Genomic DNA, 15,405 nt, shown 5'->3' with positions numbered 1-15,405 from the left:
CTGGGCCACCACCGACCGCGTCTACATCAACATGGAAAACCGGGATGACTGAAGCGCCTCAGACCGAATTTCCATCCATCAGGTTGCTCAATCGGTCAGGTGCGCCCCGACGGGTCCTCTTCGAAACGACGGCCGGGCGTGGCCCGCCCTCCCAAGACGAGGAACACCCCGCCGTGCCCCGGTCCCGCCTCAACGCGGAACTGACGGGCAGCGTGGCACACCGGCCACGGCGGACGCATTGACGGCCGTCACAAACGCGTCCGGCTCCGCCCTTCCCTGAACCGATCCGCTGTGTCACAAACGGGTCCCGGCCCGGACCGGCGGCCCGAGTTGCCCCGACTCCGGCCCGGTCCTCCCGGCCAAGGAGTGCCCATGGCCCCGTCGCCCCGTTCGTCCGCCCCGCCGCTCATCGTGCTGCCCGCCCGCATGGCGTCCACCCGCCTGCCGGGCAAGCCGCTGGCCGACATCGCGGGCAAGCCCATGATCGCCCACGTCGTCGAGCGCGCGCTGGAGGCGCACGTTGGGCCTGTGGTCGTGGCCTGCTGCGAGGAGGCGGTGGCCCGCGCGGTGGCCCGGGTCGGCGCTCGGGCGGTGATGACGGACCCGGATCTGCCGTCGGGCTCCGACCGGGTGTGGGCGGCGGTGCAGGCCGTCGATCCGGAAGAGCACCACGACCTCATCATCAACCTGCAGGCCGACCTGCCGACCCTGGACCCTGTGCTGATCCGGGACGTCCTCGGCCCGATGAGCGACCCCGGCCTGGATATCGCCACCCCGGTCGCCATCATCTCCGACCCGGGCGAGATCACCGACCCCGCCGTGGTCAAGGCGGTGGTGGCGCTGCGCCCCGGCCGTCGCACGGGGCGGGCGCTGTACTTCAGCCGCCAGCCGGTGCCGCACGGCGACGGCCCGTTCCTGCACCATATCGGGCTGTACGCCTATCGGCGCGACGCCCTGCGGCGGTTCGTGGAACTGCCGCCCTCGCTGCTGGAACAGCGCGAGAAGCTGGAGCAACTGCGCGCGCTGGAAGACGGCATGCGCATCGGCGCCGTGGTGGTGGACACGGTGCCGCTGGGCGTGGACACCCCGGCGGACCTGGAAAAGGCCCGAAACATTCTCGCGGGCGGATAAGCCGGCGCCCCCCTGTGCTGTCATCCCGAGCCGCCCGACGCGGCGAGGGATCTCGGGAGGCCGAGTGCAACGGACCCGGCGGCATGCCCGCGCCCGAGGTCCTTCGCGCCCGTCGGGCGATCAGGATGACCGGGTGTCGCTCCCCTCACCGGCAGGTCCCCACGCCGCCCTTGACCAGCGCATAGCCCAAGGGATGCGCGGGACGCCCGGACAGGGCCAGCCGACCCGTCGAGACGCCCACGACGGCATCATCCGGCAGGGGCGCGTCATGCCCGGGGATGCCGACGCGCAGGCGGTCCGGCATGTCCGGATCCTGGTCGTCCGCCCACAGCACGAGGCAGTCGCCCGGGGTCTCCAGGGGCGGCGGGGCGAAGTCGGCCTTCTGGCTGTCCAGCGGCTTCATGTAGCGCGCCGGCGGCAGCAGCGGGCGCAGCGGCACCATGGGGAAATGGTGCACGCTGCCGATGATGACCACGGTCCCGCCCGCGAACCCGGCCTCTTTCAGCTCGGCGGCATAGGTCTCGTAGGGCAGCGCGGTGTTGCACTTGGACTCGCAGGTCTCGGCCGTGGTCACGATCATGCGGGCCAGGAACACCGGCACGGCAAGGCACAGACCCAGCGTGACCAGCACGAACAGCCCGCGCGCGCGGTCGCCGGGCGCGCCCCGCGCCAGCCACGCGAACAGCGGCGCCACCACCAGGATCAACCCATAGACGTGGTGCGGGCCGAGGTCCGTCACCCCCGCCACCAGCACCAGCGCGGCCAGGATCAGCAGCAGGACAAGGGGCACCAGCCCGGCGAACACCAGCCGGTCGCGGCGCACCGGCGCGATGTCCGCCGGCCGCACCAGCGCGCGCCATGCCGCCGGTGCGAACAGCAGCAGCGCCAGCGCCACCGCCGGCAGGACCACCATCAGCGCATGCTCGCCCAGCAGCAGCAGGCCGGCCTGCAGGCCCTCCAGGCCGCCGGCCTCGGGCGCGTCCCGGCCCAGCTTGGCGTCGAACAGGCGCGAGAAGGCGCTCCAGTGCCACAGCAGCCAGACATAATGCGGCGCGGCCACCAGAAACGTCACGGCCGCGCCCACGGCGGCCCGGCGCGACAGCAGCACCCGGCGCGTGGTCGGCGTCATCAGGCCGGCCAGCACCACCGCCGCCAGCAGCAGGACGAAGTTGTACTTGGTCAGCAGGCCCAGCCCGGCCACCAGCCCGGCCAGCAGCCAGGCGCCCCAGGTGGGGCGCTCCACCAGCCGCAGGGTCACCCACAGCAGCGCGAACCCGGCGGTGGTCATCGCCACGGTGTGCGACAGGTTCAGGTGCGGCGCCCAGTTCCAGGCCACCAGCCCGGCCAGCGAAAAGCCGGCCAGGGTCGCCATGCCCCGGTCCGGGGTGAGCGAGCGCGCCGCCGCCCAGGCCAACGGATAGGCGGCGAACAGCAGCCCGACCACCACCAGCCGCGTGGACAGCAGGGTGGGGCCCGTCACCTGCGCCACCAGCCAGTGCAGCCAGATCACCAGCGGCGGGTTGAGGGCGTCATAGCCCAGCGCCAGCGTCTGGGAGAACAGCAGCACCTCGGCGTCGTCGTTGCGGCCGCCGGTCTGCCATCCGACCTGGATCGCAACCACGCCGGCCAGCAGGACGGCCACGGCCCCGAACGCCACGGCGGGGCGGGTGAACAGGCGGCCCAGGGCCGCCACGAAGCACAGGAAGGCGCTCATCAGGATCTCGATTCTTTCGGGTCATACTGATCGGCATACCGGCCAACACAACGGCCGGTCGGCGAGACTAAACCACCGACCCGTCGAACAGAACCGGGACTCTGGCCGGCCGATGGCAATCCGAGCCATTTTCCCGCGCTCCGGATTCCGACTTCTTAACTTTCGCCGTGATAAACGTTGCGCAGCATGACGGGGACCTTGGGGCCGCGCGCCGGCGCGCCCTGGCGGCCCCGCCCTCTTCGAACCCGGGAGAATCCCGATGACGGCCTCCCTGTCGCGCGCGCAGATCGCGTCCCGACTGGACATCACCGACCCCTTCCTGATGATCGACACGTTCGAGGAGATCGAGCCCGGTCGGCGCGCCCGCGCGACCCTGGCCCTGGCCCCGGACGCGTGGTTCTTCGGCTGCCACCTGCCCGCCTCGCAGGTCATGCCGGCCACGCTGCAGATCGAGGGCATGCTGCAGACCCTGGTGCTGCTGATCTATGCGGCCCAGGACCACGGCGTGAACCGATCCTACGTCACCAGCGTCAACGTGCAACTGGCCGCAGCGGGAACACCGGGTCAGACCGTGACCTTCGAGGCCGAGTTGTCCGCCTTCCGCCGGGGGATCGCCACCGGCGAGGTGGCCGCCGCCGCCGGCGGCCGCACCCTCAGCCGGGGCAGTTTCCGCTATGCCTCGCCGCACCTGATGGCGATGCCCACGGGGCCGGCGACTCCGCCCCCGCCATCCACGCCGTGACCGGACCCGCCGCCATGGAAGCGCGCCCGTTTCATGCCCTGGTCGTTCGGAAAGGCGCCGACCGCCGGTTCTCCTGCGCGGTCGAGCCCCGCACGCTGGACGACCTGCCGGACGGCGCCGTGCTGGTGCGGGTCCATGCCTCGACCATCAACTACAAGGATGGCCTGTCCTGTCAGGGCCACCCGGCGATCACGCGCCGCTTCCCGCACACCCCCGGGGTGGATGCCGCCGGGGTGGTGGAGGCCAGCACGGATCCGGCCGTCACGTCGGGCGACCGGGTGGCGATCATCAGCCACGCCATGGGCCTGACTGCGCCGGGCGGATTCGGGCAATATGTGCGCGTCCCCGCCGACTGGGTCATGCCGCTGGACGACGCGCTGTCGTTCGAGCACGCCATGGCATACGGCACCGCCGGGTTCACCGCCGTGCTGGCGGTGGAGGCGCTGGCCGACGCGGGCGTTCTGGGCCCGGGGGCCCAGGCGGTCGTGACCGGCGCCACCGGCGGAGTGGGCAGCCTCGCCGTCGCCCTGCTGGCGGCGCGGGGCGTGGCCGTCACCGCCGTGACCGGCAAGACCGACGACCGCGCCCGCGCCTTCCTGGCGGAGATCGGCGCGGCCGAGGTGCTGGCCCGCGCGGACGTCGAGGACTCCAGCGGCCGCAACATGCTGCTGCCCCGGTGGGACGCCGCCGTGGACGTGGCCGGCGGGGCCGCGCTGTCCACCGTGATCCGCAGCCTGTGCGACGGCGGCGCGGTCGCGGTCACCGGCATGGTGCAGGCAACGGCGTTCGACGCCAACGTGTTGCCGTTCATCCTGCGCGGCGCGCGCCTGCTGGGGATCAACGCCGAAAATACCGACGCGGCCCGCCGCCGCGCCGTCTGGGGCCGGATGGCCACGAGCGGGAAGCCCCCGGCCCTGGAGAGCGTGTATACCGTGGTCGGGCTGGCGGACCTGCCGGCGGCCGTGGAGACGGTCGCGGCCGGGCGTCACCTGGGGCGGATCGTCGTGGACATGCGCGACCCGCCGCCATCTCCGTCTTGAGCGCCGGCGCCGGGCCGGCATCCGTCTTGATCGAAACCCCGTCCAGGTCAGGGAGAGGACCGTGAGCAACAAGGAAAAATACGATCAGGTGTTCATCGAGAATTTTTCCGTCTCGGCGGATCAGCTGAATGCCGACTTCGTCTATCAGTGCGTGCCCCAGTGGGACTCGGTCGGCCACATGGCCATGATCGCGGCCCTGGAAGACACGTTCGACATCATGATGGAGACGGAGGACATCATCGAGTTCAGCTCCTACACCGTCGGCATGGAAAAGCTGAAGAAGTACGGGGTCGAGATTTGAGCCATCCGCTCGTCACGGACCGGGACCCGTCGGCTGTCGCCGTGATCGCGGAGGACGGCGCGGCCGTCACCTATGCGGACCTGCTGGAGGCCGTGGACCGCATGGCGGCCACGCTGCCGGCCGGGGCCGTGCTGCTGCTGCTCGGGCGCAACGATCTGGCCAGCCTCACGGCCTATCTGGCGGCGATGCAGGCGGGCGCGGTGCCGCTGATCCTGGGCGCGGACACGCGGCCCGACCACGTGCGCGGGCTGATGGAGACCTTCTCGCCCCACCTTGTGTTCGCCGACCCGCAGACGGCGGCCGCGCTGGACGGGCTGGAGGCGGTGAAGGATCAGGACGCCTATGCCCTTTACCGCAACACGGCCTCCATCGAACCGGCGACCCATCCCGACCTCGCCTTCCTGGCCACCACGTCCGGGTCCACCGGCTCGCCCAAGCTGGTGCGGCTGTCGCGCGCGAACCTGCTGGCCAATGCGGCCTCGATCGTCGAATACCTGGAGATCGGCCCGGCCGACCGCGCCGCCGCCTCGCTGCCGCTGGGGTACTCCTACGGGCTGTCCATCGTGAACAGCCACCTCTTCGCCGGCGGCTCCATCGTGCTGTCCGACCGCTCGCTGATGGAGCAGGCGTTCTGGGCGCACATGCGCGCGGCGGAGATCACCAGCTTCGCCGGTGTGCCCTATCACTATGAAATGCTGCTGCGGCTGCGGCTGGAGCGGCTGAAGCTGCCCACCCTGGCCAAGATGACGCAGGCGGGCGGGCGGCTCGCCCCGCCCCTGATCGAAAAGGTCCACGCCGCCTGTCAGGGCCTCGGCATCCGGTTCTGGACCATGTACGGCCAGACGGAGGCCTCGCCCCGCATCAGCTACCTCCCGCCCGAGGACACCCTGCGCAAGCTGGGCAGCATCGGGCACGCCATCCCGGGCGGGCGGCTGTGGATCCGCGACGAGGCCGGGGCCGACATCTCCGCCACGGGCGCGGTGGGCGAACTGGTCTACGAGGGGCCGAACGTCTGCCTGGGCTATGCCGAACGCGCGGCCGATCTGGCGCACGGCGACGACAACCACGGCGTTCTGTACACCGGGGATCTGGCCCGCTGCGACGCCGAGGGCTATGTGTTCCTTGAGGGCCGGCTCAAGCGGTTCCTGAAGATCTACGGCAACCGCATCTCGCTGGACCGGATCGAACGGCGGCTGGCCGAACAGGGCCTGGAGGGCGCCGCACAGGGCCGCGACGATCATCTGGTGGTGCTGGCGGTGGCGACCCCGGCCCTGGACACGGAAGCCCTGCGCCTGGACGTGGCCGCCTTCGCCGGCATCAACGCCGCCGCCGTGACCGTGCGGACCATTCCCGAACTGCCCCGCCTGCCAACCGGAAAGGTGGACTATCCATGCCTGAGTCGCATGATCGACCCGCCGAGCCCGTAACGGACTGGCCCTGCTTCGGCCTGGGCGGCGCCGAGAAACGGGACCGGATGCTTGCCGAGATGCGGCGCCTGACCGCCCATCATCGGGCGGCCTGTGCCCCCTATCGGGCCATCGTGGACAAGCTGGGGTTCGCGAACGAAGACCGCATCGCGGCGCTGGAGGACGTGCCCTTCCTGCCCGTCCGTCTGTTCAAGCGCCAGCGCCTGTTGAGCGTGCCCGAGGCCGACGTGGTCAAGACCATGACCTCGTCGGGCACCAGCGGGCAGAGCCGCTCGCAGATCTTCCTCGACAAGGCCACCAGCGCGCTGCAGGTCAAGGTGCTGTCGCGCATCATGGCCGAGGTCATGGGACCGAAGCGCCTGCCCATGCTGGTGATCGACTGCCGGGCGACGGTGGCCGACCGCTACCGCTTCTCGGCCCGCACCGCCGGGATCCTGGGGTTCTCCATGTTCGGGCGCGACGTGTGCTACGCGCTGGACGACGACATGACGCTGAATCCGGAGCGCACGCGGGCGTTCCTGGACAAGCACGCCGGCCAGGACATCCTTGTGTTCGGCTTCACCTTCATCGTCTGGCGCCATCTGGTGCGCGCCCTGGAAGCCGCCCGCGAGACCCTGCACCTGGACCGTGGCATCCTGATCCACGGCGGCGGCTGGAAGCAGTTGCAGGCCGAGGCCGTCGCGCCCGACGCCTTCCGGCGCGGCATCGCCGACGTCACCGGCATGACCCGGGTGCACAATTACTACGGCATGGTGGAGCAGACCGGCTCGATCTTCATGGAGTGCGCGGCGGGGTTCCTGCACGCCTCCGCGTGGTCGGAGATCCTGATCCGCGACCCGGTGGACTTCACCCCGCTGCCGCCGGGCGAGACCGGGCTCATTCACCTGCTCTCCGTCATCCCGCACAGCTACCCGGGGCACTCCCTGCTGAGCGAGGATATCGGCCAGGTGCTGGGCCGGGACGACTGCCCGTGCGGACGCATGGGCACCCGGCTGCGCATCGACGGCCGCCTGGAACACGCCGAGATCAGAGGCTGCAGTGATACCTTTGCCGCCTGACATCGCCCTCGCCCAACAGGTCGTGCTGGGCGACCCGGCGCGCCTGACCAACCGGCCCGCGCCGGTCTGGGATCCGGCGCGCATGGCCCTGCTGGCCGATCTGTCGCGCACCCTGCTGGCCATGCCGGCGGCGCGCGCCCTGCCGGACGTGGTGACCTTCGCCTACTGGGCGCGGGCCGCGCACCTGAAGGCCCTGAGCCGCGAGGCCGCCCACCCCGACCCGCCGCGCGTGGGCCTGGGGCTGGTGTTCCACATCTGCCCGTCCAACGTGCCGGTCAACGTCGCGTTCTCCATGGCGTTCGGGCTGCTGGCCGGCAACACCGGCGTGCTGCGTCTGCCGAGCGCGGACTCGCCCACCATCACCGCGCTCGTGGACGGGCTGGCGGCGGTGCTGGCCCGGCCCGAGCATGCGGCGTTGGCCGAGGCGCTGCTGCTGGTGCGCTATGCCCGCAACGACGCCGTCAACGCGGTCTGGTCGGCGCGGGCGGACGGCCGCGTGGTCTGGGGCGGGGACGCCACCGTGCAGCACATGCGCGGCTTTCCCATGCCGCCCCGGGCGCGGGAGGTCTCGTTTCCCGACCGCTACTCCCTGTGCAGCCTGAAGGCCGAGGCGGTCCTTGCCCTGGACGATGCCGGCCTGGAGGCCCTGTGCGGCCAGTTGTACGCCGATGTCTACATCATGGAGCAGGCGGCCTGCTCCTCGCCCCAACTGATCGCCTGGGTCGGCGATGCCGAGACCGTGACGCAGGCCCAGGCGCGCCTGTGGCCCGCCTTTGCCGCCCATGTGAAGGGCCGCCACCCGCTGGCGCCCATCCGGGCCATGGACAAGTTCGTGGCCGCCTGCGACAGCGCCCTGGCCGAGGATGTGCGCGCCGTCCACCGCCACGGCAACACGCTCTACCGGGTGGATCTGGCGGGGCTGCGGCCGGAGCAGGAGAGCTGCCGGGGCTACGCCGGCACCCTGCACGAAGTGGTGCTCGACTCGCTGGACGCGCTGGCCCCGATCGTCACCGACCGTTACCAGACCTTAACCACTTTCGGGCACCCTCGGGACGATCTCGCCCGTTTCGTGACCGCCCACGGCCTGCGGGGCATCGACCGCGTGGTGCCCGTCGGGCAGGCGCTGGACATGGGCGTGATCTGGGACGGGTACGACATCATCGGCAGCCTGTCCCGCGTCATCGACATCCGGTGACGCCGCCGCCGCCCCGCCTCCTCGGACTCCGGATCGCCCTTATGGACACGTTCAGCCTCGACTGCCGGGAGCTTCAGGCCTACCAGCCGAACCGCTACCCGTTCCTGATGATCGACCACGTGGACGAGGTCGCCCCCGGTCAATACGCCCGAGGCTACAAGAACCTGACCATGAACGAGTGGTACTTCCCGGTCCACTTCCCGGACGGGCCGAACATGCCCGGTGCGCTGCAACTGGAAGCCCTGGCCCAGATGCTGACCGTGGCCATCACCACCCTGCCGGGCCTGCAGGGCAAGGTGACCCACGCGCTCCAGCACACCGTGCGCTTCCGGCGCGAGGTGGTGCCCGGCGAAAGGTTCGAGATCCTGGCCGAGGTGCTCTCCTGGAAGCGCGGCATCTGCAAGGGCAAGGGTACGGCCACGGTCAACGGCGAGGTCGCCTGCGAGGCCGACATGATGATTACCATCCCCGAGATCCTGGAACAGTACCTGCCGCGCGGGAAGGACTGACGGGCGATGGACCCGGTCGATGTGGTCATAGTCGGCTCGGGGGCCAGCGGCGCGGCGGCGGCCTGGCGCCTGAGCCGCGACCGCTCGCTTCGCATCGTCTGCCTGGAGCGCGGCGGCCCGCCCGACCCAGCGCGCTACCCCGCCACCCGCGCGGACTGGGAGATGGCGCGCCACGGCGCCGCCAGCCCGTTCCCCGGCGAGCGCGCCGATCCCGCCGACTACCCGGTGGACGACAGCGCCTCGCCCATCGCCATCGCCCACGTCAACGCGTTCGGGGGCAGCACGCTGCTGTATTCGGGGCATGTCCCGCGCTTCCACCCCTCGGACTTCCGCACCCGCACCCTGGACGGCGTGGGCGAGGACTGGCCGCTGACCCATGAGGATCTGACGCCCTACTTCGCCGAGAACGAGCGCATGATGGGCGTCGCCGGACTGGTCGGGGATCCGGCCAACCCGGACTACGACAGCCTGTTGCCGCCGGTGCCGCTGGGACCGATGGGCCGCCGGTTGGGCGAGGCTTTCAACGCCCTGGGCTGGCACTGGTGGCCGTCCTATGGGGCCATCAACACCCGCAGCCACGGCGGCCGCGCCGCCTGCATCAATCTGGGCCCGTGCAACACCGGCTGCGCCCAGGGCGCCAAGGGCAGCGTGGATGTGACCTACTGGCCGGAAGCCCTTCGTCAGGGCGTGGAGGTCCGCACCGGCTGCGCGGTGGTCGAGGTGCTGCTGGACGGGCGTGATCGGGCGTCGGGGGTGCGCTACATCGATGCCGAGGGCCGCGAGCAGGTGCAGACGGCCGCCGTGGTGGTGCTGGCGTGCAGCGGCATCGGCACCCCGCGCCTGCTGCTGCACTCGACCTCGACCGCGTTCCCGGACGGACTGCTGAACGACACCGGGCTGGTGGGCCGCAACCTGATGCTGCACCCGCTGGGCTATACCGAAGGGCTGTTCGACGAGGACCTGGGCTCAAGCATCGGACCGCAGGGGTGCTGCCTGCTCTCGCAGCAGTTCTACGAGACCGACCCGGACCGGGGCTTCGCGCGCGGCTACACCATGCACATCCTGCGCGGCCCGCCGCCGGGCGAAACGGCGGTCACGGGCTATCTGATGCGCCGCATCCCCCTGGGGCCCGACCATCACCGGCGCATGGCGGAGACCTTCAACCACACCGCCGGGATCGCCGTCATCGCCGAGGACCTGCCCGATCCGGACAACCGCGTGGCGCTGGACCCCGACCACACCGACGCCCACGGCATGCCGGGGGTCCGGGTGACCTACACCCTCGGCGAGAACACCAAACGCATGCTCGCCCATGGCCTGGACCGCAGCAAGGACGTGTTCGCCGCCGCCGGGGCAAAGGTCACGGCGGCCTTCGCGCCGGTGCGCCAGACCGGCTGGCACCTGATGGGCACGGCGCGGATGGGGACGGATCCCCGCACCTCGGTCGTGAACGCCTTCGGGCAGGCGCACACAGTGCCGAACCTGTTCATCGTGGACAGCAGCGTGTTCGTCACCGCCGGGGCCGTGAACCCGGTCGCCACCGCCCAGGCGCTCACCCTGCGCATGTGCGACCATCTGCCTGATGTGGCGCGGAGGGCGGCGGCATGACGGCAGCGGCCCTCGACACCCTGTGGGACGCCATCCTGCCCGGCGATCCGGCGCGGGGCCTGCCCCCGGCCTCGCAAGCGGGCGTGTCGGAAGTGGTGGCGGCCCACGGCCTCGGCGAGGATGCCGCGCGCCTGCTGGTCCGGTCGGAGGCGGTCGCGCGCGAGCGCTTCGGCACCGGCTTCGACGCGCTGACGCCCGCCGACCGCGTGACCTGTGTCGAGCGCGCCCGGCGGGCCGACATGCGCGGCCTCACGCCGGTTCTGGTGGCGGCCCTGCGCGCGTACTATACCGATCCGGTCGTCCTGCGCGCCATGGGTGCGGGGACGGTGCCGCCCTTCCCCGAGGGCAATGCGCTGAACGACGACGACTGGACCCTGTTGGAACCCGTGTACGAACGGGGGTCGATCGTGCGGCCGGTCCCCAAGGAAAAAGGATCGCCATGACCGACGTCCCTCCCGACACCGCCCGCCTGCTGGACGGCAAGGTGGCCGTCGTGACCGGCGCCAACCGGGGCATCGGCGCGGCCATCGCCGCGACCTACCGCGCCCACGGCGCCCACGTGCTGGCCTGCGCGCGCGGGGCCGAGGCCGCGCCCGCCCGCGCCGCCGACGACCCGGAGCGCGCCACGCCGGGCGGCATGACGCCGATCCCGCTCGATCTGGCCGACGAGGACTCCATCAAGGCGGCCATCAAGGCGATCCGGGGGGCTGCCCCCCGCGTGGACGTGCTGGTGAACAACGCCGGCGTGGCGGCCGGCGGGCTGTTCCAGATGACGCCCATGGCCGACCTGCGCGCGGTGTTCGAGGTCAACCTGTTCGGCACCCTGGCCCTGACCCAGGGGATCACCCGCCTGATGGCGCGCAACCGGGCCGGCTCGGTCATCTCAATCACGTCTGTTGTGGCGGACATTCCCGACCCGGGCACGCTTGCGTATGGGGCCAGCAAGGCCGCGCTGGCCCGCGCCACGCGCAGTCTGGCCACCGAACTGGGACCACAGGGCATCCGGGTCAACGCCATCGCGCCCGGCGTGACGGAGACCGGGATGCAGGACCGGATGGACCCGGCGGCCCGGGATGCGCTGATCGCGGCCTCGGCCCTGAAACGGGCCGGCCGCCCGCAGGACGTGGCCAACCTGGCGCTGGTCCTGGCCTCCGACCTGTCGGCGCACATCACCGGCCAGATCATCCGCGTGGATGGCGGGGTTGTCTAGACCCGGCCCGCTCCTCCCACCCGGCCGCCCACGCGAGTATCCTATGGGTGGCCGGGTGGGGGAGCGGGCCGGCCACGGGCTGCAACGGCCCTCGGGAGAGGCCGTTGGGACAAGGACATGAGGGACGCGATGAACCATCCAGACCTGGACCGCATGGCCGCGTTCATGCGCCGCAAGATCCTGGACGTCAGCTTCGGGTGCGGTCTGACCGCGCACCTGGGCGGCGGCCTGTCCATGGTGGACGTCATGGCCGTGCTGTACGGCCGCGTCCTGCGCCTGGACCCGAATAACCCGCGCTGGGAGGACCGCGACCGCTTCATCCTGAGCAAGGGGCACGGCGTGCTGGGCTTCTACCCGGCCCTGCTGGCGGCCGGGATCATCTCCGAGGAGGTGTTCAACACCTTCCAGGCCGACGGCAGCGACCTGATCGCCCACCCGGTCATGAACCTGGACCTGGGCATTGAATCATCCAACGGCAGCCTGGGCCACGGCCTGTCCATGGCCATCGGCATCGCGCTGGCGGCGCGCAAGAAGGACAAGGCCTTCAAGACCTACGTCCTGCTCGGCGACGGCGAGTGCAACGAGGGCGCCGTGTGGGAAGCCGTGATGCTGGCCGCCCAGCTCGGGCTCGACGGGCTGACGGCGGTCATCGACCACAACAAGCTGCAGAGCGACGGCGAGAGCCGCGACATCCTCCAGGTGCGCAACATGGCGGCGCGGTTCGCGGCCTTCGGCTGGCACGCCGTGGATGTGGACGGCCACGACATCGACGCCCTGGTGGCGGCGTTCGAGGCCCCGGCGCCCGCCGGCCTGCCCCGGGTGCTGGTCGCCCACACGATCAAGGGCAAGGGGGTCCCCTTCATGGAAAACGACAACGCCTGGCACCACAAGCGCCTGACCAAGGCGGACCACGAGGCGGCCCTCGCCGCCCTGGGCGAGACGGTCGCGGCGGAGGGCGCATCATGATGGAGATCACCCCCCGCAGCGCCCGGCAGTGGTCGCGCCTCGGATCGCGCGGCATCTTCGGTCAGGCCATCCTGTCCATCGCCGAGGACCATCCGGAGATGATGGTGCTCTCGGCCGACCTGGGCAACTCGTCGGGCCTGGACCGCTTCAAGGCGACCTACCCGGACCAGTTCCTCAACACGGGCATCGCCGAACAGAACATGATCGGCGTCGCCGCCGGGCTCGCCAAGGAGGGCTATACGGTCTTCGCCACCTCGTTCGCGCCCTTCATCGCCATGCGCGCCAGCGAGCAGGTGCGCATGAACCTTGGCTACATGGAGATGAACGTGAAGGCCGTCGCCATCGGCAGCGGCATCGCCATGGGGCTGCTGGGCAACTCGCACTTCGGGATCGAGGATGTGGCGGTGATGCGGTCCATCCCCAACCTGACCGTGGTCAGCCCGGCCGACTGTGCCGCCATCGTCAAGACGGTGGAGGCCGCCGCCCGCTTCCAGGGCCCCATGTACATCCGCCTGACCGGCACGGCGAACACGCCGGTGGTCTACACCGAGGACTTCCCGTTCGAGATCGGCAAGGCGGTGCCGCTGCGAGAGGGCGCCGACGTGGCCCTGGTCGCCTGCGGCTCCATGGTGCACGCGGCGCTGAAGGCGGCGGAGGCCCTGGCCGAACAGGGCCTCGCAGCGGCGGTGCTCGACATGCACACGCTCAAGCCGCTGGACGGCGCGGCGCTCGACGCGCTGATGGCCACCGTGCCCGCCGTGGTGACGGTGGAGGAACACACCGTCATCGGCGGTCTGGGTAGCGCGGTGGCCGAGTACATGGCCCCGCGCGCGGAGCGTGTCCGGCACCTGGCCATCGGCCTGCCGGACATCTTCGTCAAGACGGGCCAATACGAGTACATGCTGGAGCAGCAGGGTCTGGTGGGTCCGGCCATCGCCTCGCGGGTCCGGGACTTCCTGGCCGCCTGACCGGGCGCGGCGGCCGTTGCACCGTCCAGGGCGACGGGCTCAGGCAACCGGCGTCGCTCTTCCAGGTCTTTGCAGCGGGTCGGACACCTGCGCTCGAGGTCCTTCAGCCGCTTCGCGGCTTCAGGATGACATCCTATCATTTTCGTGTGTCATCCCGAGTGAGCGAAGCGAGACGAGGGATCTCGAGAAGCCTGCTCCGGCCGAGCGGACCGTGCCGTCATGTCAACCTGAGCCCGTTGCCCTGTGCACCGTCCGCGTTTCCATGGCCGACAGGCCCCGTTATGATGCGGGTCGGTCGGCCCCGGGCGGGGGCGGAGGCCCGGGCGGACACCGTCATGTCACCGTGTGAAAGGGGTCGAGAGAGCCGCGTCATGCAGGAATCCACGCCCACCGGCGGCGAAACCGGCGCGGACGATCCGGTCCGCGCCCTGGCCGCCCGCCTGCGCCCTCTGCTCCGCGCGCCCGGGACCCTCTATTGGGTGTCCGTGGACTTCATGACCCTTCTGCGCGAGACCGGATGGCCACCCCGCGAGGCCGACGCGCTGGCGGACCGGCTGCTGCACGCGCTGCTGGCCGAGGCGGGACCGGACGGCACGGTGCTGGTCTCCGCCTTCAACTTCACCTTTCCCCGGACGGGCGTGTTCGACGCGCGCACCACCCCGGTGCAGACCGGGGCGTTCGGCTCCATGCTGCTGCAGCGCTATCCGGCGCAGCGCACGATGAACCCCTTCTACTCGTTCCTGGCGTTCGGGGCCCGCGCGCCGGAGGTGCTGGCCAACCGCTTTCCCCACAGCACCGGACCCGACAGCATCCTGGAATGGGTCGTGGACCAGGACACGCGCCTGATCGCGATCGGGCATCACTACGTCAAGGCGCTGTCCACCGTCCATCAGGCCGAGACGGTGGCCGGCGTGCCCTATCGCTACATCAAGACCTTCCAGGGCCGCCTGATCGGCCCGGAGGAGACGCGCGAGGGCGCGTTCACCTTCCTGGTGCGGGACCTGGACACCTGCGACTTCTCCTCCGTCACGCTGGCCGGGGACGCGCACATGCGGGCGGCGGGTCTGGTGGACGTCCTCGCCGTCCCGGGGCGGCGCGGCCCGCTGCTGGTCCACGGGCTCAGCCTGGCCGCCGCCCACGACGTCATGGTCCGGGACCTGCGGTCGGACCAGCCGCGGGTCGTGGACTACCTGGGGCCGAACAGACCCGATCCGGGGGTCATCACCAGCCGGGTGGCCGACCGCCTGTATCAGGAGGAAGCCCGCAGTCTGGGCACCGGGTCAGGCTGACGGCACGAGGGCTTGATCGTCAGGACGGGCACCACGACAACACAGGTGTCATCAACTCAGTTTGTGGCGGGTTCGGGCTGAGGCCGGAGGACCGCGTTTGCGATGGTGACGAGCTTTCTGGCAACGGCGAGGAGTGCGCCTTTTGGTGTCTTTTTGTTTCCGATAAGCCGTTCGTAGAAGGCCTTGAGGTCGGGGTTGTATCGCACGGCGGAGAGCGCGGCCATGAAGAGCTTGGATCGCAAGGCGC

15 protein-coding genes and 1 pseudogene are annotated in these 15,405 nt (G+C 71.0%); 14 read left to right on the top strand and 2 right to left on the bottom strand.

Annotated elements, in window-relative coordinates; genetic code table 11:
- Nucleotides 1-372 precede the first annotated feature (372 nt).
- Nucleotides 373-1,131: a 3-deoxy-manno-octulosonate cytidylyltransferase gene (locus GHC57_RS16975; RefSeq protein ID WP_153346443.1), complete on the top strand. Its 759-nt coding sequence runs from the start codon at nucleotides 373-375 to the stop codon at nucleotides 1,129-1,131.
- 145 nt (nucleotides 1,132-1,276) lie between these two features.
- On the opposite strand, the gene GHC57_RS16970 is transcribed toward GHC57_RS16975, so the two are convergent.
- Complete coding sequence (locus GHC57_RS16970) at nucleotides 1,277-2,845, bottom strand: glycosyltransferase family 39 protein (protein WP_153346441.1); 1,569 nt, start codon at nucleotides 2,843-2,845, stop codon at nucleotides 1,277-1,279.
- 259 nt (nucleotides 2,846-3,104) lie between these two features.
- On the opposite strand from GHC57_RS16970, the gene GHC57_RS16965 reads away from it, so the two are divergent.
- From GHC57_RS16965 to GHC57_RS16905, 13 genes are all read left to right on the top strand, one after another.
- Complete coding sequence (locus GHC57_RS16965) at nucleotides 3,105-3,587, top strand: 3-hydroxyacyl-ACP dehydratase FabZ family protein (RefSeq protein WP_153346439.1); 483 nt, start codon at nucleotides 3,105-3,107, stop codon at nucleotides 3,585-3,587.
- A 14-nt stretch (nucleotides 3,588-3,601) separates the two neighbouring features.
- Nucleotides 3,602-4,627 (top strand): acrylyl-CoA reductase family protein, encoded by a 1,026-nt coding sequence (locus GHC57_RS16960; protein WP_153346437.1) that lies wholly within the window; start codon nucleotides 3,602-3,604, stop codon nucleotides 4,625-4,627.
- 61 nt (nucleotides 4,628-4,688) lie between these two features.
- The gene (locus GHC57_RS16955; RefSeq protein WP_170294941.1) at nucleotides 4,689-4,928 is read left to right on the top strand and encodes an acyl carrier protein; all 240 of its coding nucleotides are present in this window, start codon (nucleotides 4,689-4,691) and stop codon (nucleotides 4,926-4,928) included.
- A complete protein-coding gene (locus tag GHC57_RS16950) occupies nucleotides 4,925-6,355 on the top strand; it encodes an AMP-binding protein (protein ID WP_153346435.1) in 1,431 nt (476 codons plus the stop codon). The genes GHC57_RS16955 and GHC57_RS16950 overlap by 4 nt, the downstream gene beginning before the upstream one ends.
- A complete protein-coding gene (locus GHC57_RS16945) occupies nucleotides 6,319-7,413 on the top strand; it encodes a LuxE/PaaK family acyltransferase (protein ID WP_153346433.1) in 1,095 nt (364 codons plus the stop codon). Before GHC57_RS16950 ends, GHC57_RS16945 begins: the two co-directional genes overlap by 37 nt.
- A complete protein-coding gene (locus tag GHC57_RS16940; protein ID WP_153346430.1) occupies nucleotides 7,403-8,608 on the top strand; it encodes an acyl-CoA reductase in 1,206 nt (401 codons plus the stop codon). Before GHC57_RS16945 ends, GHC57_RS16940 begins: the two co-directional genes overlap by 11 nt.
- Nucleotides 8,609-8,649: 41 nt before the next feature.
- Nucleotides 8,650-9,117, top strand: a complete 468-nt coding sequence (fabZ, locus tag GHC57_RS16935) for a 3-hydroxyacyl-ACP dehydratase FabZ (protein ID WP_153346428.1) — start codon at nucleotides 8,650-8,652, stop codon at nucleotides 9,115-9,117.
- A 6-nt stretch (nucleotides 9,118-9,123) separates the two neighbouring features.
- Nucleotides 9,124-10,725: a GMC family oxidoreductase gene (locus GHC57_RS16930; protein WP_153346426.1), complete on the top strand. Its 1,602-nt coding sequence runs from the start codon at nucleotides 9,124-9,126 to the stop codon at nucleotides 10,723-10,725.
- Nucleotides 10,722-11,168, top strand: a complete 447-nt coding sequence (locus tag GHC57_RS16925) for a gluconate 2-dehydrogenase subunit 3 family protein (protein ID WP_153346425.1) — start codon at nucleotides 10,722-10,724, stop codon at nucleotides 11,166-11,168. The genes GHC57_RS16930 and GHC57_RS16925 overlap by 4 nt, the downstream gene beginning before the upstream one ends.
- On the top strand, nucleotides 11,165-11,935 hold the full coding sequence (locus tag GHC57_RS16920; RefSeq protein ID WP_153346423.1) for an SDR family NAD(P)-dependent oxidoreductase: 771 nt from the start codon (nucleotides 11,165-11,167) through the stop codon (nucleotides 11,933-11,935). Before GHC57_RS16925 ends, GHC57_RS16920 begins: the two co-directional genes overlap by 4 nt.
- A 129-nt stretch (nucleotides 11,936-12,064) precedes the next feature.
- Nucleotides 12,065-12,901, top strand: coding sequence for a transketolase (locus tag GHC57_RS16915; protein ID WP_153346421.1), 837 nt, complete (start codon nucleotides 12,065-12,067; stop codon nucleotides 12,899-12,901).
- On the top strand, nucleotides 12,898-13,869 hold the full coding sequence (locus GHC57_RS16910) for a transketolase family protein (protein ID WP_153346419.1): 972 nt from the start codon (nucleotides 12,898-12,900) through the stop codon (nucleotides 13,867-13,869). Before GHC57_RS16915 ends, GHC57_RS16910 begins: the two co-directional genes overlap by 4 nt.
- Before the next feature lie 371 nt (nucleotides 13,870-14,240).
- The gene (locus GHC57_RS16905; RefSeq protein WP_170294939.1) at nucleotides 14,241-15,158 is read left to right on the top strand and encodes an AAC(3) family N-acetyltransferase; all 918 of its coding nucleotides are present in this window, start codon (nucleotides 14,241-14,243) and stop codon (nucleotides 15,156-15,158) included.
- Nucleotides 15,159-15,214: 56 nt separating this feature from the next.
- Here GHC57_RS16905 and GHC57_RS19640 read toward each other — a convergent pair.
- A pseudogene (locus GHC57_RS19640) lies at nucleotides 15,215-15,405 on the bottom strand (IS110-like element ISEc32 family transposase); the annotation flags it as partial.

The sequence above is a fragment of the Roseospira navarrensis genome (assembly GCF_009601025.1).
GTDB lineage: Bacteria > Pseudomonadota > Alphaproteobacteria > Rhodospirillales > Rhodospirillaceae > Rhodospira > Rhodospira navarrensis.
Note: the sequence above shows the minus strand (reverse complement) of the source record. Positions and strands in the feature narration are given on the sequence as shown.

Bases quoted from the DNA above. Each gene is read 5' to 3' on its own strand.
- GHC57_RS16975 (WP_153346443.1), top strand. From the start codon at position 373: ATGGCCCCGTCGCCCCGTTCGTCCGCCCCGCCGCTCATCGTGCTGCCC.
- GHC57_RS16970 (WP_153346441.1), bottom strand. From the start codon at position 2,845: ATGAGCGCCTTCCTGTGCTTCGTGGCGGCCCTGGGCCGCCTGTTCACC.
- GHC57_RS16965 (WP_153346439.1), top strand. From the start codon at position 3,105: ATGACGGCCTCCCTGTCGCGCGCGCAGATCGCGTCCCGACTGGACATC.
- GHC57_RS16960 (WP_153346437.1), top strand. From the start codon at position 3,602: ATGGAAGCGCGCCCGTTTCATGCCCTGGTCGTTCGGAAAGGCGCCGAC.
- GHC57_RS16945 (WP_153346433.1), top strand. From the start codon at position 6,319: ATGCCTGAGTCGCATGATCGACCCGCCGAGCCCGTAACGGACTGGCCC.
- fabZ (WP_153346428.1), top strand. From the start codon at position 8,650: ATGGACACGTTCAGCCTCGACTGCCGGGAGCTTCAGGCCTACCAGCCG.
- GHC57_RS16930 (WP_153346426.1), top strand. From the start codon at position 9,124: ATGGACCCGGTCGATGTGGTCATAGTCGGCTCGGGGGCCAGCGGCGCG.
- GHC57_RS16925 (WP_153346425.1), top strand. From the start codon at position 10,722: ATGACGGCAGCGGCCCTCGACACCCTGTGGGACGCCATCCTGCCCGGC.
- GHC57_RS16920 (WP_153346423.1), top strand. From the start codon at position 11,165: ATGACCGACGTCCCTCCCGACACCGCCCGCCTGCTGGACGGCAAGGTG.
- GHC57_RS16915 (WP_153346421.1), top strand. From the start codon at position 12,065: ATGAACCATCCAGACCTGGACCGCATGGCCGCGTTCATGCGCCGCAAG.
- GHC57_RS16910 (WP_153346419.1), top strand. From the start codon at position 12,898: ATGATGGAGATCACCCCCCGCAGCGCCCGGCAGTGGTCGCGCCTCGGA.
- GHC57_RS16905 (WP_170294939.1), top strand. From the start codon at position 14,241: ATGCAGGAATCCACGCCCACCGGCGGCGAAACCGGCGCGGACGATCCG.